Annotated in this window: 21 protein-coding genes and 1 tRNA gene; 8 read left to right on the top strand and 14 right to left on the bottom strand. The window is 59.8% G+C overall.

All coding sequences use genetic code 11. The features are described from left to right. Positions 1-39 precede the first annotated feature (39 nt). The 4 genes from ACSV9I_RS17840 to ACSV9I_RS17825 all read right to left on the bottom strand — a co-directional run bounded on the left by ACSV9I_RS17840 (position 40) and on the right by ACSV9I_RS17825 (position 3633). The gene (locus tag ACSV9I_RS17840; protein ID WP_438330159.1) at positions 40-663 is read right to left on the bottom strand and encodes a nucleoside triphosphate hydrolase; all 624 of its coding nucleotides are present in this window, start codon (positions 661-663) and stop codon (positions 40-42) included. Then, complete coding sequence (locus tag ACSV9I_RS17835) at positions 660-1442, bottom strand: ATP-binding cassette domain-containing protein (protein ID WP_054156223.1); 783 nt, start codon at positions 1440-1442, stop codon at positions 660-662. Before ACSV9I_RS17835 ends, ACSV9I_RS17840 begins: the two co-directional genes overlap by 4 nt. Beyond that, entirely contained in the window at positions 1442-2500 is a 1059-nt protein-coding gene (locus ACSV9I_RS17830; RefSeq protein ID WP_054156224.1) for an ABC transporter permease, read from the bottom strand. Before ACSV9I_RS17830 ends, ACSV9I_RS17835 begins: the two co-directional genes overlap by 1 nt. A gap of 107 nt (positions 2501-2607) precedes the next feature. Next, the gene (locus ACSV9I_RS17825) at positions 2608-3633 is read right to left on the bottom strand and encodes a sugar ABC transporter substrate-binding protein (protein ID WP_438330158.1); all 1026 of its coding nucleotides are present in this window, start codon (positions 3631-3633) and stop codon (positions 2608-2610) included. A gap of 233 nt (positions 3634-3866) precedes the next feature. Here ACSV9I_RS17825 and ACSV9I_RS17820 point away from each other — a divergent pair, with 233 nt between their 5' ends. Together ACSV9I_RS17820 and ACSV9I_RS17815 are read left to right on the top strand one after the other, a co-directional pair. Further along, positions 3867-5111, top strand: coding sequence for an ROK family transcriptional regulator (locus tag ACSV9I_RS17820; RefSeq protein ID WP_054156226.1), 1245 nt, complete (start codon positions 3867-3869; stop codon positions 5109-5111). Continuing rightward, on the top strand, positions 5095-5529 hold the full coding sequence (locus ACSV9I_RS17815) for an RbsD/FucU family protein (protein WP_438330157.1): 435 nt from the start codon (positions 5095-5097) through the stop codon (positions 5527-5529). Before ACSV9I_RS17820 ends, ACSV9I_RS17815 begins: the two co-directional genes overlap by 17 nt. A 22-nt stretch (positions 5530-5551) precedes the next feature. On the opposite strand, the gene ACSV9I_RS17810 is transcribed toward ACSV9I_RS17815, so the two are convergent. From ACSV9I_RS17810 to ACSV9I_RS17785, 6 genes are all read right to left on the bottom strand, one after another. Further along, entirely contained in the window at positions 5552-6256 is a 705-nt protein-coding gene (locus tag ACSV9I_RS17810; RefSeq protein ID WP_245281349.1) for a Crp/Fnr family transcriptional regulator, read from the bottom strand. Positions 6257-6454: 198 nt separating this feature from the next. Further along, complete coding sequence (locus ACSV9I_RS17805) at positions 6455-7495, bottom strand: proline racemase family protein (RefSeq protein WP_054156229.1); 1041 nt, start codon at positions 7493-7495, stop codon at positions 6455-6457. A 210-nt stretch (positions 7496-7705) separates the two neighbouring features. After that, a complete protein-coding gene (locus ACSV9I_RS17800; protein WP_438330156.1) occupies positions 7706-10501 on the bottom strand; it encodes a M10 family metallopeptidase in 2796 nt (931 codons plus the stop codon). A gap of 179 nt (positions 10502-10680) precedes the next feature. After that, positions 10681-10757: transfer RNA gene (locus tag ACSV9I_RS17795), tRNA-Arg, on the bottom strand. Positions 10758-10884: 127 nt separating this feature from the next. Further along, positions 10885-12345 (bottom strand): ATP-binding protein, encoded by a 1461-nt coding sequence (locus tag ACSV9I_RS17790; RefSeq protein ID WP_438330239.1) that lies wholly within the window; start codon positions 12343-12345, stop codon positions 10885-10887. Between the two features lie 210 nt (positions 12346-12555). Further along, positions 12556-14568 (bottom strand): methyl-accepting chemotaxis protein, encoded by a 2013-nt coding sequence (locus ACSV9I_RS17785; RefSeq protein WP_438330155.1) that lies wholly within the window; start codon positions 14566-14568, stop codon positions 12556-12558. A gap of 385 nt (positions 14569-14953) precedes the next feature. On the opposite strand from ACSV9I_RS17785, the gene rpmH reads away from it, so the two are divergent. The 5 genes from rpmH to yihA are packed head-to-tail and all read left to right on the top strand — an operon-like array spanning position 14954 to position 18971. Continuing rightward, the gene (gene rpmH / locus ACSV9I_RS17780; protein WP_054156232.1) at positions 14954-15091 is read left to right on the top strand and encodes a 50S ribosomal protein L34; all 138 of its coding nucleotides are present in this window, start codon (positions 14954-14956) and stop codon (positions 15089-15091) included. Positions 15092-15122: 31 nt separating this feature from the next. After that, a complete protein-coding gene (rnpA, locus tag ACSV9I_RS17775; RefSeq protein WP_054156233.1) occupies positions 15123-15512 on the top strand; it encodes a ribonuclease P protein component in 390 nt (129 codons plus the stop codon). Continuing rightward, entirely contained in the window at positions 15512-17296 is a 1785-nt protein-coding gene (gene yidC / locus ACSV9I_RS17770) for a membrane protein insertase YidC (protein ID WP_438330154.1), read from the top strand. The genes rnpA and yidC overlap by 1 nt, the downstream gene beginning before the upstream one ends. A 54-nt stretch (positions 17297-17350) precedes the next feature. Next, complete coding sequence (locus tag ACSV9I_RS17765; protein ID WP_438330153.1) at positions 17351-18262, top strand: DMT family transporter; 912 nt, start codon at positions 17351-17353, stop codon at positions 18260-18262. A 49-nt stretch (positions 18263-18311) separates the two neighbouring features. Continuing rightward, positions 18312-18971 (top strand): ribosome biogenesis GTP-binding protein YihA/YsxC, encoded by a 660-nt coding sequence (yihA, locus tag ACSV9I_RS17760; protein ID WP_438330152.1) that lies wholly within the window; start codon positions 18312-18314, stop codon positions 18969-18971. A 142-nt stretch (positions 18972-19113) separates the two neighbouring features. On the opposite strand, the gene ACSV9I_RS17755 is transcribed toward yihA, so the two are convergent. From ACSV9I_RS17755 to ACSV9I_RS17745, 3 genes are all read right to left on the bottom strand, one after another. After that, positions 19114-19671, bottom strand: coding sequence for a fasciclin domain-containing protein (locus tag ACSV9I_RS17755; RefSeq protein WP_054156236.1), 558 nt, complete (start codon positions 19669-19671; stop codon positions 19114-19116). Positions 19672-19858: 187 nt separating this feature from the next. Beyond that, positions 19859-20575 carry an anti-sigma factor gene (locus ACSV9I_RS17750; protein WP_438330151.1) on the bottom strand — a complete coding sequence of 239 codons (717 nt, stop codon included), beginning with the start codon at positions 20573-20575 and terminating at the stop codon, positions 19859-19861. Beyond that, the gene (locus tag ACSV9I_RS17745) at positions 20547-21107 is read right to left on the bottom strand and encodes a sigma-70 family RNA polymerase sigma factor (RefSeq protein ID WP_054156238.1); all 561 of its coding nucleotides are present in this window, start codon (positions 21105-21107) and stop codon (positions 20547-20549) included. Before ACSV9I_RS17745 ends, ACSV9I_RS17750 begins: the two co-directional genes overlap by 29 nt. A gap of 159 nt (positions 21108-21266) precedes the next feature. Here ACSV9I_RS17745 and argB point away from each other — a divergent pair, with 159 nt between their 5' ends. Further along, positions 21267-22154, top strand: a complete 888-nt coding sequence (gene argB, locus ACSV9I_RS17740; protein ID WP_054156239.1) for an acetylglutamate kinase — start codon at positions 21267-21269, stop codon at positions 22152-22154. Positions 22155-22181: 27 nt separating this feature from the next. On the opposite strand, the gene ACSV9I_RS17735 is transcribed toward argB, so the two are convergent. Next, positions 22182-23705: an MFS transporter gene (locus ACSV9I_RS17735; RefSeq protein WP_438330150.1), complete on the bottom strand. Its 1524-nt coding sequence runs from the start codon at positions 23703-23705 to the stop codon at positions 22182-22184. Positions 23706-23786: the final 81 nt, after the last annotated feature.

Below are 23786 nucleotides of genomic sequence, written 5' to 3'. Positions count from 1 at the left end.
CTGAATTTCTGGACCGTTGTTTTTCGCGCCATACGCGCATTAGAAGCCTTCAAGCACGAAATCAGCCTTCTGGCTTTGCTCGATCACCAGACGGCCATTTGGCAGATCATTGCCCACCACTTTTGCCGTGATTGCTTCCGGTGACAGCCCGTAAAAGCGCCAACGCTCAATCAATCGGCGCTCCAATTCTTCAATCGGTGGCGCAACCATGACCGTCAGATCGAAGTTATCAGCGATGCCCGCCCAGTTGCCCTGTGCCAACAAGAGATAGTTGCCTTCGGCAATGATGATATCGACATCCGGCGCGATGCAACGCGCTGCACAGATCGCAAGCTCCCGAGATCTGTCGAATACGGGAACGAAGACTTCGCCCCCCTCACGCACGGCGCGCAGCACGGCGCTCAAACCCCGCACGTCGAACGTCTCGGGCGCTCCCTTACGAGCAAGCTGGCCTCGTTGTTCAAGGATGGCATTGTCGAGGTGGAACCCATCCATGGGCAAGACGGCACTTCGATGCCCGCGTGTGGACAATGCCTCATGAAGACGGTCTGCGAGTGTGGATTTGCCGGCACCCGGTGGTCCCGCCACCCCCACGACACAGCGGGCGCCCTTCAGCGCCCGCCTTTCGATCTCGTCAACCAGTATGTCCAAGTCGCGGTTCACGCAGCGATATCCGCATCGGGCGCTGCGCGCGCACCGGTCATGAAAGCGACCGCGTCGGACATGGTGTAGTCCTTCGGGTTGATGACGCAGAGGCGCTTGCCGAGACGATGGACATGGATACGGTCCGCCACTTCGAAGACATGCGGCATGTTGTGCGAAATCAGGACAATCGGCATGCCGCGCGAACGCACGTCGAGGATCAGTTCCAGAACCTTGCGGCTCTCCTTGACGCCGAGGGCTGCCGTCGGCTCATCGAGGATGATGACCTTGGACCCAAAGGCTGCAGCCCGGGCAACCGCCACACCCTGACGCTGCCCGCCCGAAAGCGTCTCCACCGCCTGGTTGATGTTCTGGATGGTCATCAGACCGAGTTCTGACAACTTGTCGCGAGCAAACTTCTCCATCGCCGGACGGTCGAGCTTGCGGAAGACGGAGCCCATAACGCCCGGCTTGCGGATTTCGCGACCGAGGAACATGTTGTCGGCGATCGAGAGCGCCGGCGACAACGCAAGGTTCTGGTACACGGTCTCGATGCCAGCCCTGCGCGCCTCGATCGGCGAACGGAAGTTGATCGTCTTGCCTTCGAGCTTGATCTCGCCTTCATCCGGCGTGACCGCGCCAGAGATCGCCTTGATCAACGAGGACTTGCCGGCACCGTTGTCGCCGATGACGGCGAGGATTTCGCCCGGATAGAGGTCGAAGTCTGCATTGTCGAGGGCGGTGACACGGCCGTAACGCTTGACCAGGCCACGGGCGGTGAGAATGGGTTCCTGGGTCATCAGCCTGCTACCTTTCTGATCCACTGGTCGATTGCGACGGCGGCGATGATCAGCACGCCCGTCAGGAGCACCTTCCATTGCGGATCGGCACCGAGCATGTTGAGCCCCATGGAGACCACGCCGACGATGAGGGCACCGAAGAGTGTCCCGAGGATCGAGCCGCGTCCGCCGAAGAGCGAGATGCCGCCGACCACCGCTGCGGTGATGGCCTGAAGATTGTAATCCGTCACCGCAGCAGACGGCGAGATCGAGCCATTGCGGCCGATCGAGACCCAGGCGGCCAGGCCTGCGATGACACCGGCAAGCGTGTAGGTGCCGAGCAGAACGCGGTCGGTGCGGATGCCGGCGAGTTCAGCCGCCTCGGGATCGTCGCCCACCGCATAGAGGTGGCGGCCCCAGGCCGTGTGGTTGAGTGCGTACCAGAGCCCGAATACCAGAAGCAGCATGAAGACGACGCCGAGGGTGAACACGGCCTTGCCGACTTTGAAGCTTTCGCCGAAGACCTGGAGGAAAGGCGCGATCGCCTCTACGTCGGCATCACGCAGCGTCTCGTTGGCCGAGTAGATGAAATTGGTGGCCATGACGATGTACCAGGTGCCCAGCGTCACGATGAAGGGCGGAAGCTTGACCTTCGCAACGAGCACACCGTTGAGCAGACCACACAGTCCGCCAACAGCCAGGCCGATCATCACCGAAATACCGGACGGAATACCGTAGTTGATGGCGCAGTTGCCCATTACGACAGCCGAGATGACCATCACAACACCGATCGAGAGATCGATGCCGGCGGTCAGAATGACCAGCGTCTGGGCCGCGCCGAGAATGCCGACGACGGCAATCTGCTGGAGAATAAGCGTCAGCGTGTAGCTTGAGAAGAACTTGCCGCCAATCGTCATGCCGAAGATGATGATCGACATCACGAGAACGATCAGTGGCACAGCCGCCGGCGTTGAGTGTAGAAAGTGCTGTATCTTGCGCAGAGTGGAGCGGTCCTCAAAGGCAGCCACGCTCGTGTCACTCTGGGTCAGCACCTTCTCGAATTCCTGGGCTCCCGCCATCTAACTCTCCTCCCGATGTGTTTCTCGCGCCGGTCGCCGGGCACGTATCGACACGGGGCGGCCAAAGCCGCCCCGATCCTTGGTGGTCCGCCATCAAGCGCCGGGGATCAACCCCAGCACTTGTCCGTGCCTTCCTTGACGCTGATCGATTCGACGCCGGCAGCCGGCTTGTCGGTGACGAGGGCGACGCCGGTGTCGAAGAAGTCCTTGCCTTCGGTCGGCTTCGGCTTTTCACCGGTCTCAGCGAACTTCTTGATCGCTTCCACGCCGAGCGATGCCATCAGCAGCGGATACTGCTGTGAGGTGGCGCCGATCTGGCCATCAGCAACCGCCTTGACGCCCGGGCAACCGCCGTCGACGGAGACGATCAGAACATCGTTTTCCTTGCCGACTGCCTTGAGAGCCTGGTAGGCGCCGACAGCGGCCGGTTCGTTGATGGTGTGGATGACGTTGATATCAGGATCCTTCTGGAGAAGGTTTTCCATGGCCTTGCGGCCGCCTTCTTCGTTGCCGTTGGTCACGTCGTGGCCGACGATGCGCGCATCGTCTTCGTCACCGATCTTGTTCGGGTCCTTCGGGTCGATGCCGAAGCCGATCATGAAGCCCTGGTCGCGCAGTACGTCAACGGTCGGCTGCGACGGGACGAGGTCGAGGAAGCCGATCTTGGCGTCCTTGGCCTTGTCGCCGAGGGTGGCTGCAGCCCACTGACCGATCAGCTTACCGGCAAGCAGGTTGTCGGTGGCGAAGGTGGCGTCGGCAGCAGTTGCCGGATCGAGCGGCGTGTCGAGAGCGATCACGAGCAGGCCGGCTTCCTGGGCCTTCTTGACCTGGTCAACGATGGCCTTGGTGTCGGAAGCGGCGATCAGGATGCCCTTGGCGCCGTCAGCGATGCAGGATTCGATAGCTGCAACCTGGCTATCATGGTCGCCATCGACCTTGCCGGCATAGGCCTTCAGGTTAACGCCGAGTTCGGCGGCCTTGGCGGTCGCGCCTTCCTTCATCTTGACAAAGAAGGGGTTGGTATCGGTCTTGGTGATGAGGCAGGCCGAAACGTCGGCAGCCTGGACCGGAGCAGCGAAGACGACGCCCAGAGCGAGGGTCGACAGGGCGGCGGTGATCAGAGATTTCTTCATTTGGTATCCTCCCGAGATGGTTCGGCCAGCTCCTCCGGCCGCAACGTGTCGGCACGGATCGCGAGCCTCGCAATCCGATCCGGATCCTGTCGGACCCGCTCCTCCACGAGCACAGTTAGAACATCAGAATATTTCGTCTGTCAATAAATAAATCCAGTTGAATTAATAATCGGCTGTGACATTGTGGTATTGCCTTTTCGAGACTGGAAAGGCGGTCGGGAGGAGCGACCCAATTGGTACATGACGACCTTGCACATGCGGCCGAACAGCCACTGCGGGTGAGCGCCGGCGGCGGCTCCAACCAGGTGCGCGTGCGCGCCTACAACGAGCGACTCGTGCTTTCGCTTGTCCGTCAGCATCCCGGCTGCTCCAAGGCTGACATTACCCGCATGACAGGGCTTTCCGCGCAAACCGTTTCCGTCATCATGCGTGCGTTGGAGAGCGAGCAACTCCTTTTGCGCGGCGAGCCGATCCGCGGACGCGTCGGACAGCCGTCCGTTCCCATGTCGATCAATCCGGATGCGGTCTTTTCTTTCGGCGTCAAAATTGGTCGGCGCAGCGCGGATCTCGTCCTGATGGATTTCCTCGGGCAGATCCGCGAGCAGAGACATCAGACCTATCCGTTTCCCCATCCGCACCACCTTCTTCCCTTCATCTGTGAGGGGATCGCCGAGCTCGAGGCCTCGATGGGCGAGGCTGAACGTAGCCATATCGCCGGCGTTGGCATCGCGGCTCCGTTCGAACTGTGGAACTGGGCGGAAGAGGTCGGAGCCCCCGAAGGTGCAATGGACATCTGGCGCAGTGTTGACTTGCAGGCAGAGGTGCAGGCGCGCACCACCTACCCTGTTTATCTCAGAAATGACGCGACCAGCGCCTGCGGTGCGGAGTTGGTGTTCGGCGCTGGCCAGCGCTACCCGGATTTCGTCTATTTCTACATCGGTTCGTTCATCGGCGGCGGCATCGTGGTCAATTCCGCGCTTTTTGTCGGGCGCACCGGAACAGCCGGTGCCATCGGCCCCCTGCCCGTCCGCGACAAGCATGGCGAGACACGGCAGCTGCTCGACATCGCCTCGATCTTCGTTCTCGAAAACCTGCTGCGCGAGCGCGGCATAGACCCGCAGCCCTTGTGGTATCAGGCTGAAAGCTGGATTGATTTCGGCGAACCCTTGGAATTGTGGATACAAGATACGGCAGCAGCCCTCGCCCAAGCTGTGATTGCTGCCGCATCGATCATCGACTTTGCCGCCGCCATCATTGAAGGCGGCTTCCCCGATTGGGTTCGACGGCGCCTCGTGGCTGCCACGATCGCAGCCGTGAACCGGCTGGACCTGCAGGGCGTCGTGATGCCCGACATCGTTGAAGGCGAAGTGGGTGCGCAAGCGCGCGCCATCGGAGGCGCCAGCCTCCCGATCTTCGACCGCTACCTCATAGACCAAACAGTGCTATTCAAGGATACCAAGCATGCTGAAGGCCATTGACCCGCTACTCTCGCCCGAGCTTCTCTCGACCTTGCGCGCCATGGGACACGGCGACGAGATTGCTATCGTGGACGGAAACTACCCGGGGCTGGAACACGCCCGGCGCCTAGTTCGGCTCGACGGGCACCATTTGATTCCTGTTCTCAATGCAGTGCTGAGCGTCCTGCCAATCGACGACTTCGTACCTGAGGCAATCTTTCGATCGACGGTCGGCGGCAAGCCGGAGCAGATCGACCCGATCCATCAGCAGATCATCGACTGCTGCGGGATGCACGAGCCAAAGGTTGCCGTCACGCCGCTGGTTGGGCAGGATTTCTACATGCGCGTGAAGGCAGCCCATACAATCGTGCAGACGGGCGAGCCGAAGCTTTATGCCAATGTCATTCTGCGCAAAGGCGTCATCTATCCGCCGGCTTGACCCCGGCGGATCCTCTTTTGGATCAACCCTCAAGGGCGCGCGAGATGCGGCGGGAAAGTTCCAGCGGGTTCTTCAGGATGATGGCCCTGTTGGTGCGCTCGACCAGCTCCTCGCGTGCCAGGCGCGACATTTCACGCGACACCGTCTCGCGGCTCGAGCCAATGTGCTCTGCCAGTTCCGCATGAACCAGCGGTGGCGAGATAATGCGCTCGCGGCCGCCGTCATTGCGCACCCGCGAGAGACGCAAGAGCGTGTTGTAGAGGCGATGCTTGGTGTCGAGGAACGAGAGTTCGGACAGCCGGTCGTTCATCGCGCGGATACGACGGGACAGGAGCTGCATCAGCGACAGCGACACGTCCGGACGTTGTCTCAGAATATCGTGGAAGACTGCGTAGGGAATGACGGTCACGGTGGAGTCATTCACTGCCATGAGACTGGCTGAACGTGCGAGATCGTCGATTGCCGCCTGCTCACCAAGCACATCGCCCCGCTTGAACGAGCCCAGGATTGCTTCCTTGCCGACAGTGAAGCGCAGTACGGCACGGATCTCACCCGACTGGACCACAAACACATCCTTCGACATGTCTTCGAAATCGACGAGACTTTCGCCGGCTGACAGCGTGCGGGAGTGACACCGCGTAAGCCATTCACGGTCCTCTTCCGGCGACAGAGCGGAAAAGATAGCGCAACCGCGCAAGGTCGGCGGAATGATGTGAACTGAGGTCAAGCCAGAGCCTGGCAGAGGTTGTGGTTTCATCTGTACAATACTTGTTCGTTGGGCCTGTATCGAGCCCGTTGGACACAGTTCGTCAGCGCCGCCGCCCCGAGGCGACAAACAACCGACCATGAATTTTTGTTTCGACTGCCAGTAGTTTAACTGTTTTTACAAGAGTTTGTGCATCGTGGCAGTATTAAGGCGAAGCGGTCATCCGATAGACCCGGAAGACGGTCCCCACACATCTGTCAGTGAAAAACCACGTTCAAACGGATCGAACGGGTCCAAAGCGACCTGATGAAGCCCGAACGTGAAGCCCCGCCCGCTGATCGTCGGGATGACGGCTGGCCGGCCAGCGACCTCCGTGAGCCCGGACAGACCGACCTGAAACTCCGAACCGATGATCGAACGTGACAGCCGCATTTCTCCAACGGCGATCTGCCCTCTAGCATGTAAGGCAGCAAGGTTTGCCGAATTGCCGGTGCCGCAGGGCGAGCGATCAACACGACCTGGCCACATGGTGGTGCAGGTGCGGATCGCCCCATCGGGATCGATATCGCGGAACATGACATAGGCCACGCCAGAGATTGCCGGGATCTCGGGATGGACAACATTGATCCGGCGGTTGATTTCTTCCTTGAGGATCATGCCGGCCTCAACGAGAGCACGCGCATTGGCCTTGTCGATTGTCAGCCCGACCTGGGCAACATCGACGAGGGCATAGAAGATACCGCCATAGCTGAGATCGAAAGTAATCTGGCCGAAGGCTTCGGTGTCCAGCACCACATCAAGCTCATGGACGAAAGACGGCACCATGGTGAGTTCGACGCGTTCGCACCGCCCGTCGTGGCAGGTGGCCTTTGCCCTCACGAGGCCCGCTGCCGTTTCCAGCACGACCACGGTTTCCGGCTCCTTCATCTCGACCATGCCGCTTTCGAGAAGGGCCGTCGTGACGCAGATCGAATTCGAGCCGGAACTAGCATGGGCCTGATCAGGCTGCAGGATGACAAAGGCCGCATCAGCGTCGGGATGGCGCGGCGGCAGAAGGAGATTGACCGAACCGATCGGAGCTCCACGCGGCTCCAATACCAGCATCCGCCTCAATTCTTCGCCTTTCGGATCCGTATTGAGCCAGAAGAGCTGGTCCGCAATCGTATCACCGGGGATTTTCGGGACACCCCCAACCGCGACCTTGCCGATCTCGCCCTCGGCGTGAACGTCAAGAAGCTGCAGTGTGCGTTTCCATCTCATGTGATCAATCCGACGTGCTCGCCGCGTATCCCCTCAGATGGGACAGCTTGTTTTCACCATGCACCAGACGCGATCAGCAGTTCTTGCAATGCAAGATCGCTGCCATGTCCGATACATTGTATGTGATATAACACACCGGCCGTATCACCAAGATCTTATTCGCACATGCAGCATGAACTGTAAGAAAAGGTTAACTGAGAAACCGCTGATTTATGCGTGCTCTACCGTGAAGTGTTCTGCCTCAAGCAACACACCTGTGCGGACATGTGCAAAGATTACAGCGGCTGCCGCGCCGTTGCCATCAGCATCATAGTAGAGCGCGCCTGATGCCTGATCATGCAGAATGCGCTGATCAGCCGTGGTCGCCTGACTGCCGGTGCCAAAGGCCGATTCCAGCAATGCTCCGAGGTCGATTTCGGAAAAGACGAGATCATCCAGCACGATGCGATCAGCGTTCACATCGAAATCCATGATCTGATCGGCATTGCCTGCACCGGTTTCGGCAAAGAAGAACCTGTCGGCACCGGCACCACCGGTCAGTGTATCGTTGCCAAGGCCCCCTGCCAGCCAATCATTACCGGTCCCGCCGATCAGCGTATCGTTACCGCCGAGGCCATGAAGGCGATCATTACCGAGGCCGCCGTCGAGACGGTCGTTACCGGCGCCGCCAGTCATGACATTATCCAAGGCATTGCCCGTGCCGGCGAAGCTCGAAGAACCGGAATAGGACAGGTTTTCAACGTTGTTGCCCAGCTTGTAGGAAACAAGCGACGTCTGGATCGTGTCGATACCGGCGCCACCCGCCTCGACCACTGCATCTTTGACGTGGTCCACGATATAGAGATCGTTGCCAGCACCACCTTCCAGACGGTCGGTGCCTGTGCCCCCGATCAAAGTGTCATTGCCGAGGCCACCGATCAGGCGATCGTTGCCGGCACCGCCAGACAAGAGGTCGTTTGCGGCACCGCCGGTCAGCGTGTTGGCAAGCTCATTGCCGTAGCCGGCAAAATCGCTCGAACCGTCATAGACAAGGTTTTCAACCCAAGCCGCGAGACTGAGGCTGGCCAGCGTGGTTCTGGCAGTGTCCGTGCCGCCGGTGCGCGTTTCGATCAAAACGTCCTCGACGTTGTCGACATAGTAAGTGTCGTTACCCGCGCCGCCGTCCATACGGTCAGCACCGATGCCACCGTGCATGACGTCATTTCCAGCACCGCCACTCAGAGTGTCGTTGTCAGCGCCTCCGTAGAGTACGTCATTGCCAGCCTCACCCACGAGAATGTCGTTGCCGGCATTACCGGACAGGGTGTCATTACCCTTGCCGCCCTCAATGCGATCCATCATCTCTCCACCCGAGAGGGCGTCCGCGCGGGCCGTGCCGCGCAGAAGGACGGGAGTGGTCTGGGCATCATCGTTGACGACGGTTACGACGGCAGTTGCGGCATCCAGCACCAGACCGGACGACGGCGCAGACAAGGTCAGCTTGAAGGTCTCGTTGCCTTCGAATGTCGAGTCTGCCGCCACATAGATCGTGACCAGCTTGGATGTTTCGCCGGCTGCAAAGGTGACCGTGCCGGACATCGGACCTGAGAAATCACTGCTGCTCGCCGCATTGGTTCCCGTGCCTGCGACCTGCCAGGACACGGTTTCGCCAGCGGCTGCCGCCTTGCTGAGAGAGACGGTAAAGGTCACGGCGGTTGCGGTTCCCGTACCCTCCTGAACCTGCGCCTGCGCCGTTGCGACAGAGACCTGTGCCGGCAGATAGGACGGATCGATCAGTGAAGCGACCGAACGCTCGACATTCATCGAGTCGATGAAGCGCTCGACTGCGAAGATCGTATCGCGTCCGATCAGGGCACCCATGAAGGTGAAGGTTGCCGTGGCGACAGAGTATGTCCAGGTAATGTTTGACCAGATGTCATTGAAGAAGACCGCGTCAGTGCCATCACCACCATCAACAGTGTCATTGCCGGCGCCAGCGGCGATGCTGTCATTGCCACCAAGAGCCGCGATCACGTCATTGCCACCATTCGTGGTGATGGCGTTGTTGGCAGAGTTGCCCTGGACGGAGTCGTTGCCATTGCCGGTAACCGCATTCTCGATCCACGCACCGCGGGCAATCGAGATGTTCATGGTCATGCTGTTGGCGGAGGAGAAAGATCCGGGCGCCAGATCGACGGTGCTCGCGGTGCTCCAGCCCGACAGGTTCAGCGTGTCGATGCCGCTGGCGTCCCAGATGCAGATGATCGGATTGAGGTTCTGGGCGAAGTTGTAGATGGCAGCCGTGGCACCGCTGATGTTAGACTGGAAGCCGTAGACCGTGTCGCCAGTGCGTGTCGTGGTGTCGACACCATACATGGTCTGCATAGCCATGATGTCATTCATCATCGGTGTCTGGGGCGCATAGAGCCTACCATCGGCGCCGACCCAATCCGCCCAGGCAACCTGGCCCTCGCCGTTCGAGGCGCCACCACCCCAGGAGGGACCAAAATAGGACATGACAGAATAGACAGTCGAGTCCTGATAAGACGACGGGGTATCGGCACTGCCGTTGTATTCGCCCATATGCTCCAGACCGAGCGCATGGCCGATCTCGTGAACAAAGGTGAGGAAACCGTGCGAACCGATCTTCGGCGTCATCAGGTCATTGGTGCCCTGACTGGAATTGTAAGCGCTGTTGAACCAAACACTGCCGACCGTTGGGAAATAGGCATGCGCATAACTCACGCCCGAGGTGGCATTGCCAAATTCGATGTTGGACGATGTTGAGGTCGTTCCAGCCGCGACCTTCTGGATGGAGGATGCAATCACATCGTCCCAAAGCATCAGGGAAAGCTCAGCCTGCGCCTGCTGCGTCGAATTGAGTGCGGTGAAGCCGTTTTCGCTTGAATAGCGGGCCATGGCCGTGACCACAGTCGGGAACGAATAGGTGATCGTTGAGCCGGACCAGCGTGAACCGGAATTGAGTTGGTCGATAACCTGCTGATCGGTCCAGACAGAAAGCGCCATTACATTCCCTCATTGTGCAAACGGGCCATCAGGCCTTCGAGGCACAGGTCTATCAGGGAAAGCTTTTGTTCGAGTTAGGAGACGCGGTTACCGATCACTGCAGACATTCCGTCAAAGTTTATCGATCTACGCTGACATAGCGAAGACTTGCAAAACAATCGTGATTTCAGAGAGGAGAATGGCGCACCCGAAGAGATTCGAACTCCTGACCCCCAGATTCGTAGTCTGGTGCTCTATCCAGCTGAGCTACGGGTGCGTGCCGTGCCGACCTGTCGTCGGCGTGTGGCGATCCTCTAAAGCGTGCCGATCAGGATTGCAAGCACCTTTCCGAAAAAAGAGTCATTTTGATTTCACAAACCTCGGCGTAGAGGCTGGATGCGCCCTCAAGCGCGGGCGCGAAAATCATCCAGAGCGACTGGCCTGTCAGGGATTTCGACCCTGAACATCGTGCCGGCACCGGGCTTTTCCACAAGCGCAATCGTTCCGCCATGGGCGATTACCAGTTCTCTGGCGATGGCAAGGCCGAGACCGGTGCCCCCGGAGCGCGCCGAGCCCCGGAAGGCGAGGAAAAGGTTCTCCCGCGCCTTTCGCGGCATGCCCGGACCTGTGTCGTCGATGGTGATGGAGACCACCGATCCGGTGCGCTGTGCGGATACGGTGATTCGTCTCGGATGTTCGGGGTCTTCCGGCACGAATGTCGACAATGCCTGCATGGCGTTGCGGCAGATGTTGTGAACAATGCGGAACATCTGCTCGCTGTCAGCATCGATCTCGACATCAGCAGCAACCAGTTCGACGAACTCGATCCGGCTGTCTGGCGTTAGATGCAATAGCTCGCGAACCTCGCGACACACATCGACAAGGGGAAAACGGCGACGGCGCGGGGCGGCTTCGGCCGTCTGGCCATAGGCAAGCACTTCGTTGGTGTAGCCGACCGCTCGATCGATGGTACGCAGCAGTTTCGGCGCAAAACTCTTGACCAAAGGATCCTCCACATCGACGAGCCGGTCGGACATCAGCTGCGCCGATGCGAGGATATTGCGCATGTCGTGATTGATCTTTGAGACGGCGAGGCCAAGATCGGCCAATGTCTTTTGCTGACGAAGGGTTTTCTGCAGCTGGTCCTGCATGCGGGCCAAGTGTCGCCCGGCCACCGCCACCTCATCGCGACCTTCGCTCGTTGGCAGGATGCCGGCCGGATCCTGCGGGTTTTCCGCGAATGCCTGCATGCTTCGGGCAAGTCGGCGTACCGGCACGACCATGGTCCGATTGATGGCGAGGAACAACAGCAGGCCCGTGATGACGGAAATCGCCAGAGAGATAACTAGGATGTTCCGGGAATATCCGAGCATCGCCTTGCGAAGCCCGTACTCCTGCATGACGATCTCAATGATCATGTCGCTATCCGCAACCGGACCATAGACGCGCAGCATGCGATCACCACCGAAGAACAGGGTGTAGAACGCATCCCGGACCGACTGAAGGCCGGAATAATCGGCAAGATCGAAGGCCGCGTCTACTTCACTGGGGATTTCAGCGACGGCCAGCAGGCGTGACGTTCCTTCCTTCCGCAACACGATCGCCTGCGTTCCCGTGCTGGCCAGCGTGTCATCCTGTACATGACGGGGAAGCTCGAGCGGTTGAAGGCCATCGATGACGACGGCAGCGGCAGCGGCCGTGTTCAGCCGATCTTCAAGCCAGCGAAGCCGCATGGTCGCAATGGATGGGGCGAAGATTAGAATTTCGGCAAGCATGACAAAAGCGATCGTCAGCCATAGCAACTTGCCCGAAAGCCCACGAATGCGCGGCGGCATCTGATAGCCTTCGGATAGTCCAGACTGCATCTCGTTGTCCTGCGGGTCGAGCATGCCGCCTCTTTCCTTGCCGTGTTTCATCCTTTTTAGGGACGCCGTCCCTCTGAGACATGACTCTAGTGCAGTGCGAAAGTCTTGACCATGCGCAAGACCGCCGCAAACATGAAACTTTGTTCATGTAAACGAAAAGGCCGCGGCATCGGATGCTGCGGCCCTTCTTTTTTACTTGAATACTCTGGATCAGAGTTCTTCCCAGCTTTCCGCCTTGGCAGCGGTGGCCGTGGCGCGTGACGAACCGCCGAACGCTCGAGCGACGGATCCCATCATCTGGCGCGCCGGAGAGGCAGCAGGCTTGTGGCCCGAATGGGCGCCAACAGGCTGCGGCGCAGCGCCCTCATTGCCCAGACGGAACTGGGATACGATGCTCGCAAGATTGCTCGCCTCGGCCGAAAGCTTGTGGGTGGATGCGGATGTTTCCTCAACCATGGCGGCATTCTTCTGCGTAACCTGATCCATCTGGGCGATGGCGGTGTTCACTTCCACAAGCCCAGTGGCCTGCTCCTGAGCCGCAGACGCGATCGAGTGGATATGATCATTGATCTGCAGTACCCGCGTTTCGATCTCCGACAGAGTTTCGCCGGTACGCTGGACGAGCTTGACGCCGCCTGCCACTTCGTCGCCCGACTTGGTGATCAGGGCCTTGATGTCTTTCGCGGCATTCGCCGAACGCTGTGCAAGTTCCCGCACTTCCTGGGCAACGACTGCAAAACCCTTGCCCGCCTCACCGGCGCGGGCTGCCTCAACACCCGCATTCAGCGCCAACAGGTTCGTCTGGAAGGCGATCTCGTCGATCACATTGATGATCTGCGAGATTTCACGCGAAGCCTGCTCGATCCGGCCCATGGCATCAACGGCTTCGTTGACGACGATGGCAGATTGGGCCGCACTCTGCTTGGCTTCCGTCACCATGTGACTGGCTTCCTGAGCCCGCTCACTGGACTGGCGGACGACCGTCGTGATCTGATCAAGGGCGGCCGACGTCTCTTCAAGGGCGGCAGCCTGCTGTTCTGTGCGACGCGACAGATCGTTGGTCGCGGACGTCATTTCGCCGGTGCTGCCATTGATCAGGTCGGTCCTCCCCCTGATATCTGACATCATCTGACGCAGACGGCCGATCGAGCTGTTCACATTGGATTGCAGCTCAGCAAAGACCCCCCGGAAATTGCCGCTCATCTGCTGGGTCAGGTCGTTTGCGGCCAGACTTGTCAGCACACGATTGGTCTCGGAGACGCCGGTCTCGACGGAAATGAGCAGTTCATTGATTGTTGCGGCGAAGCGATTGAGGTTCGCGTCTTCATAATCCTTGTCGATGCGACGGGAGAAATCACCGGCTGCGGCAGCGCTGACAACAGAGGCCATGCTTGACTGGAGGTCATCGCTCTTGGCGCGCATCGCGGTTTCCTGCGCATTCAGGCGCTGGACGGACAACCCATTCTCCTTGAAGACCGCAACCGCAGCGGCCATTTCGCCAATTTCGTCAGCCCGGCCATGATAGGGGATCTCGGCATCATAGTTGCCGGCGGCAATCGCATTCATCGATTCCGTTACCCGACGGATCGGGACGCTGAGGTGATTGACACCAATGTGAATACCGAGACCCGCGCCGATGGCGAGCGCGACGATGGTTACACCTGAGATCATCGTCAGCATCAATTGCTCAAAGCTTGCAAGGCTTGCAGTCAATGTCTCGAGCTCAGCCTTGTCGATCTCGACGATGGCATCGATTTCAGCCTGGAAGGCCTTGCGGTTCGCACGGTTGGCATCCGTATTGCCCTGAGCATTCGCCTCGGCGGGGCCAACCTCGACGCCTAAACGAGCCGTCTCGCTTCGGAAGTTTCGGAATTCGGATGCCCTTTGCACCATGGCCTCGAACCCAGCGCTCTGGCTTTGCGGAACAAGCGGACGCCACTTCGCAAGCGCTGCATCCATCTTATCCAGATTCTTGCCGATGCTTTCCGCAAATGGCTTGGATTTTTCAGTCGAGGCCGCCGCATAAATGCCTCGGGCCTCCATCACCACTGCCGTAACCAGGCGATTGAGATGCTCACCGAGATAGGTACGCTGCGAAATCTGATGCAGCGCCTGGGATTTCACACTGTATTGGTAGGTGACGAAGATTCCCATGGCGCCGATAATGATCGAGGCTGCCCCGAGTATGCCGACCAGCGTATAGATCTTGCCGCTGACTTTCACGATACGAACTCTCCCCTTGCAGGCTCTCACCCCTGAGAGACCCCTAAAATGATAGTGGGAGAATACACTCAATCCTTAACTATAACGGCGCCGACCTCACTCCCTTGCTTGTCATATCTGCTACCCGGAGGAGCTTTTGCGCGCCGGCTTTCTCCCCGAAGACTGCGGTTTGCAAGGAAGCTGCGCTCTTTTCGCTCAATGGTCGGGCCACAGAGGCCTCGCGCTATACTCGACAGCGTCGGGTATGATTGACTCTTTCGAAACCCGCCACTATAAGCCGCGCACGTTCGGTTAAGGCCAAGCGCCGCAGAGCCGTGCGACAAATCCAACGCTCTTGCAATTCGTTGCAAACCCAAGAAGGGCCGCACACCGCGGTATTAAATAAATGTCGAAGCGTACTTTCCAACCTTCCAAGCTTGTTCGCAAGCGTCGCCACGGCTTTCGTGCGCGCATGGCAACCAAGGGTGGCCGTCAGGTCCTCAACGCTCGCCGCGGTCGCGGTCGCGCGAAGCTTTCGGCCTAAGGGCCGATGCGCCCGACGAGATGACGGGCGCATGACGTCCCAAGACAACAAGACATCTGTCGGCCGGCTGAAACGCCGGCCCCAGTTTCTCGCCGTGAGACACGGCGAAGCGCGCAAGGGTCGACTCTTCCTTCTCGAGGTTCTCGATCGCAAAGATGATGCGCAGCCCCGCGTGGGCTTCACAGTTACCAAAAAACACGGCAATGCAGTGGAACGCAACCGCATGCGTCGCAGGCTGAAAGAAGCAGTGCGACTGAATGCAGCGTTTGCAATGAAGCCGGGACACGACTATGTCATTGTCGCCCGGCGCGAGGTGCTCGAAGCGCCGTTCGAACAGTTGTCCAAACAGCTCGTTCACCGCATTGAAAACCGCCAGACCAACAACGGTCGACCGCAGAAGACCGGTTCCAGGAAAGAGTGATGCAGAACAATCGCAACTATTTCATCGCGATCGGCCTATCGGTGCTGATCGTCCTTGCCTGGCAGTTCTTCTACATGAACCCGCGCATCGAAGCGGAACGCCGCGCCCAGGAAGCTCAGGTCGCCCAGCAGCAGGCGCAGACCGAACAGCAGGCGGCAACGAGCCCGGCCGCGACCGTGGAAGGCACGCTTCCCGCCGGGGCCGCGGCCCCGAATGCTGAGGCCGCTGCTCCGAGCGCGCCGCGCGTGGCCATTGAGACGCAGGATCTGGTCGGCTCGATCAATCTTGCTGGCGCTCGCTTTGACGAGCTCAAGCTCAAGCAGTATCGCGAGACCGTTGATCCAAACAGCCCGATCGTGACGCTGTTCAATCCGGCCAACACTGCCGACGCCTATTTCGCTGAACTCGGCTTCATTGCCGGAGACAATGCTGGCACGGTTCCCGGTCCGAACACGATCTGGACGGCCCCGGCAGGCGCCAAGCTGACCGAAACGACGCCGGTGACGCTGACTTTCACCAATGAAGCCGGCCTGACCTTTGCCCGCACCATCTCCGTCGACGAACACTACATGTTCACGATCGAAGACAAGATCCAGAACAACGGAACCGCTTCTGCAAGCGTGGCGCCCTACGGCCGCATCACGCGCTACAACAAGCCCACCACACCTTCGATCTTCGTGCTCCATGAAGGCTTCCTCGGCGTCATCGGCGCGGACGGCAGCCTGACCGAGCAGAAGTACAAAGATATCGAAGATGAGAACGTGACCCATGCATCCGCCACCGGCGGCTGGCTCGGGATCACCGACAAGTACTGGGCGGCGTCGCTTATTCCGCAGCAGACCCTTCCGTATGAATCGCGCTTCTCGCACTTCACTGACGGTCAATCGCGCTATCAGGCCGACTACAAGAATGACGCTGTGAGCATCGCGGCCGGCCAGAGCGCCTCGGTCAAGACACTTCTCTTTGCCGGTGCCAAGCAGGTTCCCGTCATCGGCGGCTACGAGGAAAGCCTCGGCATTCCGAAGTTCGACCTGATGATCGACTGGGGCTGGTTCTATTTCTTCACCAAGCCGATGTTCAAGATGATGGACTACTTCTACCATCTCGTCGGCAACTTCGGCGTGGCCATCCTATTGACAACGATCGTCGTCAAGGCCCTGTTCTTCCCCTTGGCCAGCAAGCAGTATGCGTCCATGGCCAACATGAAGCGCGTGCAGCCGAAGCTTGAGGAGTTGAAGGCGAAATATGCCGACGACCGCATGGGCCTGCAGCAGGCGATGATGGCGCTCTACAAGGAAGAAAAGATCAATCCGGTGGCCGGCTGCTGGCCGATCCTTCTGCAGATCCCGGTCTTCTTCGCGCTCTACAAGGTCATCTACGTGACCATCGAGATGCGCCATGCCCCGTTCTTCGGCTGGATCCAGGACCTTTCGGCGCCCGATCCGACCACCTTCATCAACCTGTTTGGTCTTCTGCCCTTCGAAGCCCCGACCTTCCTGCATCTTGGCGTCTGGCCGATCATCATGGGGATCACCATGTGGCTGCAGATGCGCATGAACCCGACGCCGCCGGATCCGACTCAGGCAATGCTGTTCAACTGGATGCCTGTGATCTTCACGTTCATGCTCGGCAGCTTCCCGGCCGGTCTCGTTATCTACTGGGCCTGGAACAATACCCTGTCGATCACGCAGCAGGCCCTGATCATGAAGCGTCACGGCGTAGAGATCGAGTTGTTCAAAAACATCCGGAACACCTTCAGGCGCAAACCCGCGCAGACGAAGTGACCCTCCCAGCCCCGGCATTAAGCCGGGGCTTTTTCTTATCCGGTAAACATGACGATGACTGCACCCAGCGCCACTTCCCCCGCCCGATCGTGGATCGGCATCGCCCTTGTCTTCGGCGCAGCCGTTGCCTGGAGCTATGGCGGGGCCATACAGCGGTTCATCGGGGTGGACGACGGCTGGACCATCGTCTTCTGGCGCTGTCTGTTCGCCGGCCTGTTTCTGATGGCCTTCATGCTGCTGCGGGACGGCCCCAGAGGCACCGTCCGGCTGTTCCAGGCGATGGGGTGGCCAGGTGCGGCCATTGCTGCCGGTTTCGCCCTTGTATCGACCTGCTTCGTGCTGGCCGTGACCATGACGCCCGTTGCCAATGTCGTGCTCTTCATGGCGTCGATTCCGCTGTTTGCCGCGCTTCTGGCGCGTATCGCGCTTGGCGAGCCGATCACACCGCTTACCTGGACATCCATCGCTGCGGTGATCGCGGGCGTTGCCGTAATGGTCTCTGCATCGATTGGTGAGGGCGGGTCGGCTCTTGGCCTCGCCCTTGCCGCGACCATTGCCGTTACCTTTGCCGGCATGACCGTTCTGACAAGACGCTTCCCGGGCATCCGGATGACACCGGCGGCATCTCTCGGGTGTTTCATCGCCTCATTCTTTGCCGCAACCCAGGCCGGTAGCTTTGCAGTGGGCCTGCAGGACCTTGCGCTGCTCTTTGCCTTCGGCGCGCTGAATCTTGGTCTTGGCATGGCGCTTTACGTGACCGGTGCGCGGATGATCCCCTCTGCGCTGGCAGCCCTGCTCGGCACCACGGAGATGATACTGGCGCCAATCTGGATGGTTCTGCTGCATGCCGAGGTGCCATCCGCCCGCATTCTTCTTGGCGGCGGCATCGTGATGGCGGCGCTGTTTACCTACCTAATCAGCCACTTCATGGCCGAGCGGCGCAACCGTTTCCGCGCTGCGGCTTGACTTTCCGGCTTAAAACCCGGATTCCACCGGGCTTACGAAAGGCCAAGCCATGCGCGACCCAAATCAGAGAAGTGACCATCCGTTGTTTGTTCGTCCGTGGATCTTCATCCGCGGCGTGCCGTCCATGGACTTCCTGCCGCCCGAGGGACCGCTGGAAGTCGCTTTTGCCGGTCGCTCGAATGTCGGCAAGTCGTCATTGATCAATGCCTTGGTTGGACAGAACGGGCTCGCGCGCACGTCCAACACGCCTGGCCGTACCCAGGAACTCAACTACTTCGTACCCGACGGCTATTCCGGTCAGGGCGATGACCTGCCACCGATGGCTCTGGTCGACATGCCCGGCTACGGCTACGCGCAGGCACCGAAGGAACAGGTCGATGCCTGGACCAAGCTGGTCTTCGATTATCTGCGGGGGCGTTCTACGCTGAAGCGTGTCTACGTTCTGATCGATAGCCGCCACGGCATCAAGAAGAATGACGACGAGGTGCTGACGCTTCTCGACAAGGCTGCGGTGTCCTACCAGATCGTACTGACCAAAACCGACAAGATCAAGGTTGCCGGCGTGCCGCGGCTGATTGCCGAAACGCTTGAGAAGATCAAGAAGCACCCTGCCGCCTTCCCTGAGGTCCTGTCGACCTCGTCGGAAAAAGGTGACGGCCTTGAGGACTTGCGGGCTGCCATCTCAGTGGCTGTCGGCCAGTCCTCGTGACAAACAGGCGTTTCGACTAAAACGCGCTCGGTGATTTCCTCACCGAGCGCGCTTTTTTTGCATCATCGATATGCGTGATGCAGGGCCATTCCCGTAGCTTACTGAGAACGCCCCAGCATCCGGGCTTTCGAGCCCGTTTCCATTACATCTTCGGCAGGATGACCGTGTCGACGACGTGGATGACACCGTTCGACTGCTTGACGTCAGCGATGGTGACGGTCGAAACGCCGCCGTTCTCATCCGTCAGGGTGACCTTGCCGTCAGCGGCCTTTGCCTTCAGCGTGCAGCCGCCGACGGTCGGGACGTCATGCGAACCGCCGTCATCGGCGATCATCTTGACGAGGGCTTCTGCCATCACGCTCTTGGCAACGACGTGGCAGGTCAGAACCTTGGTGAGCTGCGCCTTGTTCTCAGGCTTCAGCAGCGTGTCGACAGTGCCAGCCGGAAGCTTGGCGAAGGCATCATTGGTCGGCGCGAAGACGGTGAACGGGCCTGCACCCTGGAGTGTCTCAACGAGGCCTGCGGCCTGGACAGCAGCAACCAGCGTGGTGTGATCCTTCGAGTTGACGGCATTTTCGACGATGTTCTTGGTTTCGAACATTTCGCCACCGCCGACCATCGGATTGGCGGCGAAGGCGGATACGGTGCCAGCGAGAAGGGCGGCGGTGATTGCGAGCGGGCGAAGGGCGATCTTGAACATTACGGTTTCCTCTGTCCTTGGTGTTCTTGAAAGCGTCCTTGCGATTTCGGCCGCTGGACGCCTGAGTGGGATCCCTCTACTGGGGACACCACTAAGGACGGACGGCTTCGAATAGAAGTTTCAAAGGCGACGAGATTTTTTCTCGCCGCCTTCTCATGTCTTTGATAATTCTTGTGAAATTATAAATTCAGGGGCGAATTGCGCCAAGTGCCAAGACCGGACCGGTGGCTTTTCCGGTCGGAGATCCGCCAAATGGCTCAAGGCTGACAGCGAGGACCACGCCATCGGTCAGGCGCGCCCGCAGGTCTTCAGGCACTGCAATCTCGCCCTGCCCGGTCTGCGGCAATACGCCAAGCGATATCGGCGACTGCTCGCCTTCAACCAGCCAGAGCTCCAGCGATTTCTGCTCATTGCCTCCGGCCGCGACCGGGGTAACTGCCAACTGGCCGGAGCGTGAATCGTAACTTGCGAGAAGCGCAATGGCGCTATTGTCGCCCGCAAGCTCCGCGGTGAGTGGTGCAACGTCTTTCTGCGGCCGCAGCTGCGGCGCCCATTGCAGGCCCACGACGAGGGCAAGCCCACCAATCGCAGCAAAGGAGATACCCCGCCATAGCCAGAGGGCATTCCACAGCCCGCGCGTCGCCCTCACTTCAGCAACAGCCGGAAAGAGCCGCTGCTCGATCTTCGCAAACAGCGGGTCCGGCGGTGACGTTTCGGCAAAATCGTCGTTGAACTGGGTGAGATTGTCTTCCCAACGGCGCACAACAGCGGCGAACTGCCGGTCGTGGAGCAGACGTGCCTCGACCTCGGCTCTTTCAGGCATGCCGAGAACGCCGAGAACATATTCTCCGGCCAGGACCTCGTCCCGCGATCTGTCACCCTTGCTCTGGTCGGGCGTGCTCATCCATGCACTCTCTCAGTTTCAACAGGCTGCGTCGCAGCCATGTGCGCATCGTGTTCAGCGGAACGGCGAACTTATCGGCCAGTTCCTGGTACGATAGTCCCTCGACATAGGCCTGTCGGACGGCCAGCGCCCGATCAGGATCCAACGCCTCCATGCATGTGTCAATGCGTGCGCCTTCAGAACGCAGCATCGCCGACTGTTCAGGGTCCGGGCCGAGATCGGCCAGATCTTCCGCCTCGTCCAGGTCCTCACCCTGCGGCCGCCTCGCCCGCAAGCGGTCGATGCAGCGGTAACGCGTGATGGCGCATAGCCATCCATAGGCGTTAAGGCCGTCACCCGTATAGCTGCCGGCCTTGTTCCAGATCTTGACGAAAACGTCCTGCAACGCCTCTTCGGCATCGCCCCTGTCCTTCATCATACGAAGGCAGATGGCAAAAAGTTTCGGCGAAACTTTCTGATAGATCGCCGAAAACGCCGCACGGTCGCGCAGGGCCACACGGGCCAGCAGCTCGCCGATGTCATCGCGTTCCATATATCCCCCGTCTCCAGCCCGATGCAATGTAGCGCAATATTGTCGTTCGACAATGCGACAGCACGAAGATGCATGTCATCCCGCGCTTATATTGCAGGACGATTATTCCATCGCGGCAACAGTTGCGCTAAAAGGCCGCCATTCAATGCGAGGTTTCCCATGTCAGCGTCCGAAAGCGAAATCCAGGCCCGCCTTCTTGTTCAGGCCCTGCCCTTCATGCAGCGTTACGAGAACAAGACCATTGTGGTCAAATATGGCGGCCACGCCATGGGCAATCCCGAACTCGGCAAGGCCTTTGCCGCCGATATCGCGCTCCTGAAGCAATCCGGCGTCAACCCGATCGTCGTGCATGGCGGCGGGCCGCAGATTGGCGCCATGCTCGCCAAGATGGGAATCGAATCGCGCTTTGAGAACGGCCTTCGCGTCACCGACCAGAAGACGGTCGAAATCGTCGAAATGGTTCTGGCAGGCTCGATCAACAAGGAGATCGTCGCCCTGATCAACCAGACCGGCGAATGGGCGATCGGGCTCTGCGGCAAGGACGGCAACATGGTCTTTGCCGAAAAGGCGCAGAAGAAGGTTCGCGATCCCGACAGCAATATCGAGCGCGTGCTCGATCTCGGCTTTGTCGGCGAGGTGGTCGAGGTCGACCGTACCCTGCTCGACCTGCTCGCCCGCTCCGAGATGATTCCGGTCATCGCCCCGGTCGCGCCCGGCCGTGATGGCGCGACCTACAATATCAATGCCGATACCTTTGCCGGTGCCATTGCCGGCGCGCTCAATGCCTCGCGCCTGCTCTTCCTCACCGACGTTCCCGGCGTGCTCGACAAAAACGGCAAGCTGATCAAGGAACTCTCGGTCGCCGAAGCCCATGCGCTGATTGCCGACGGCACGATTTCCGGCGGCATGATCCCGAAGGTCGAGACCTGTATCGAGGCTATCAAGGCCGGCGTGCAGGGCGTCGTCATCCTGAACGGCAAGACTGCCCATTCCGTGTTGCTCGAGCTCTTCACCGAAACCGGCGCGGGCACACTGCTCGTTCCCTGAGCGAATGACGGCTTGAACCTCTGTCGATCACTCGATCGGCAGAGCTTGCTCCAGTCTCTTACTGGCAGGCGTCGTCGTTTGCATGGACAACACAGCCACGAGCACGACGGCATAAGCTACAAAATTGTAGATCAGCCCGAGTGCCAAGCCCTCGGCATAGACCGCCTTGCCGGTTAGACCCTCGGCGGCATTGCGAACAAGGTCCGAGAAGAAAATCTCGCTGACAATCGCAATGCCCAGCACGCTACCCATCTGCTGGATCGCCTGCAAGGCCCCGGATCCGGCACCGGCATCTTGCGGCGGCACGCCCGCCAGAACCAGTTGAAACATCGGTGCGATTGCGATGCCCATGCCAAGGCCGCTCAGCAGGAACCAGGGCAAGAGCGCCATGCGATCAATGGTCTCGCCGACCGTCTGGATCTCGGCGCGCAACAATCCCATGCCGACGATGACCATCACCACGCCCACGATGACCCGAATGCGTGGCGTTACATTGCCGAGACGGCCGGAAATCAGGGATGCTACAAAGATCCCGACCGAAAAGGGAACAGTGGTCACGCCGGATTGCAGTGGCGTGAGGCCATAGCCCTGCTGGAGGAACATCGCGAAGATCAGAAAAAAGCCGGGCAAGGTGGAGAAAAAGGTCGCCGTCATCAGCGAGCCGATGACGTAGTTGCGGTTTTTCATCAGCGGCACGGGCAGCAGTTCGGGACCGCCCATCCGGTGTTGACGCCGTTCCCAGAGCGCGAAAGCCAGACCGACAGGCAGGGCAATCGCAAGCATGACGAAACACCAAAGCGGCCAGCCGAAGCTCCGGCCTTCGATCAGTGGGAAAATCACGCAGAAGATCGTTGCTGCGGCTAGCACGATGCCGCCGAAATCGTTCTTGATGCCCGGCTTTGGCGGCAGCGACGGGATGAGCCGCCATCCGAGCATAATAGTCACGATACCGACCGGAATATTGATCAAAAAGATCGGCCGCCAACCGAGGCCCAGGACATCAAGGCTGATCAGCCAGCCGCCGAGAATGGGGCCTGAGACCGAAGCGAGGCCGGCGCTGAGACCAAAGAGGGAAAAGGCCGCCGCCCGCTCCTTCGGCGGAAACATCATCTGGGCGATCGCCAGCACCTGCGGCGTCATGACGGCTGCCCCGGCCCCCTGCAGGAGGCGTGCAGCTACGAGCGAGCCGATTCCGGGCGCCATGCCGCATAGCAGGGACGCAAAGGTGAAGGCCGCGACGCCAGCGATGAAGACCTGCTTCTTGCCCCTGACATCCCCCAGCCTGCCGAATGGGAGAAGCCCCAAGGCAAAGACCAGCACATAACCTGCAACGACCCATTCTATCTGGCTTGAGGTCGCGCCCAGTTCCGACTGCAGGCTGGGCAAAGCGACATTGACGATGGTTACGTCCAGTAGGTTCATGAAGTTTGCCAGCATCATCACCGCCAGCGCTGTCCACCGTTTCGGATAGGGATGCTGTGCTGCGGCGGCCTCGGCGCTTATGGGTTTTGCGCGGGCAAGTGGGGCGGCGGCGGGTTGATCGGTCTGCATTGCTCTCTCCCCGGCCGACAGGCGCGTTTACTGCCTCCGGTGTATCGTGAGCTCCCAGCCTCTGCAACCGCCCGTTCCCGA

Origin of the sequence: Rhizobium sp. G187 (assembly GCF_051549525.1) — a bacterium.
Taxonomy (GTDB): domain Bacteria; phylum Pseudomonadota; class Alphaproteobacteria; order Rhizobiales; family Rhizobiaceae; genus Allorhizobium.
This window is presented reverse-complemented; position numbering and strand designations above follow the sequence as displayed.